This window comes from Streptomyces torulosus, assembly GCF_001419765.1.
GTDB classification, from domain to species: domain Bacteria; phylum Actinomycetota; class Actinomycetes; order Streptomycetales; family Streptomycetaceae; genus Streptomyces; species Streptomyces torulosus.
Window position 1 is genome coordinate 1 of the sequence record NZ_LIRK01001042.1, and the last position, 1,508, is coordinate 1,508.

1 pseudogene is annotated in these 1,508 nt (G+C 78.4%); it reads left to right on the forward strand.

Annotation, left to right across the window (positions count from 1 at the left end):
• Positions 1-1,508, forward strand: a pseudogene (locus AOK23_RS43900) (DNA-binding protein); the annotation flags it as partial.

Below are 1,508 nucleotides of genomic sequence, written 5' to 3' on the forward strand. Positions count from 1 at the left end.
GTCGTCACGGCCGCGGAGCCCCCCGCTCTCTCGCGGAAGCGCTCCGCGGCCGTGACGACCGTTCGCTCGCCGCGCTGCTCCGGGCCCGCCCGGACCTCATCACCCCCGTACCGACGGACCTCACACAGCTGGCGACCCGCGCCGGCACCCGCGCCTCAGTGGTCCGCGCCCTGGAACGCCTGGACCGTTTCGCCCTCCAGTCCGCCCAGGCCCTGGCCGTGGCCTCGGACCCGGCCCCCTACGACGAACTCCTCGGTCTCATGGCGGGCACGGGCGCGGGCGCGGGAGCGACCGCGGACGACCCAGCCGTCGCGGCCGTCGCGGCCGCCCTCCCCCACGCGGTCCGCACGCTGCGCGACCAGGCCCTGGTGTGGGGCCCCGACAGCCGGCTCCGCCTCGTCCGCACGGCCCGTGAGCTGCTCGCCCCGTCCCCGCAGCATCCGTCCCCCACCGGCCTGGGCCCGACCGTCGGCGAGGCGACGGCGGGTATGTCGCCGGGCCGGGTGCAGGAGATCGTCACGGCGGTGGGCCTGCCCCGCACGCACGACTCGGTGTCCGCCGTCGCCTCCCTCTCCGGCCTGTTCACCGACGGGCCCCGCATGGCCGCGCTCCTCGGCACCGCACCCGCCGAGGCCTTGGACGTGCTGACGCGCCTGGTGTGGGGGCCGCCGTACGGCCAGGTCACCGCCAACCCGGCGCCCCATCTGCGCTGGCTCCTCGACCGCGGTCTGCTGCTGCCCACCGCCCCCGGCACGGTCGTCATCCCCCGCGAGGTCGCCCTGCATCTGCGGGCGGGGCGGGCGCACCGGGTGGTCGAGCCGGTGCCGCCGGCCGTCGAGGCGGCGGGCACGCACCGTCCCCAGGTGGTGGACGCGACGGCGGCCGGGCAGGCGTACACGGCGCTCGCGACCGTGGAGGAGCTGCTGAAGGACTGGGACGAGGGCGGCCCGGCGGTGCTGCGGGCCGGCGGCCTGAGCGTCCGCGATCTGAAGCGGACGGCCGTCGCCCTCGACGTGCCCGAGCCGGTCGCCGCCTTCTGGGTGGAACTGGCGTACGCCGCGGGCCTGCTGGCCTCGGACGGCGAGGCCGACGAGCGGTACGCGGCGACCCCCGCGTACGACGCGTGGCTGGAGCTGCCTCCGGCCGAGCGCTGGGCGGGGCTCGCCTCGGCCTGGCTGGCGGCGACCCGTACGCCGGGTGTGGTCGGCGAGCGGGACGCCAAGGAGCGCACGCTGTCGGCGTTGGGCCCGGGCCTGGACCGTTCGGCCGCGCCCGAGGTCCGGCACCGGGTGCTCACCCTGCTCGCCGGGCTGCCCGAGGGCACCTCGGCCACCCCCGACTCCGTTCTGGCGCGCCTCCGCTGGGAGCGCCCCACCAGAGCCGCGCAGCCCTCGCAGGCCGCGCAGCCGCCGGTCCGGGCCGAGCAGGGCCCGCAGGCGCCCAAGCAGAGCCGGACGCCGCAGGCGCAGGGCGGGCAGCCGGACGATCTGCGGGCCCGGCTGGCGCGC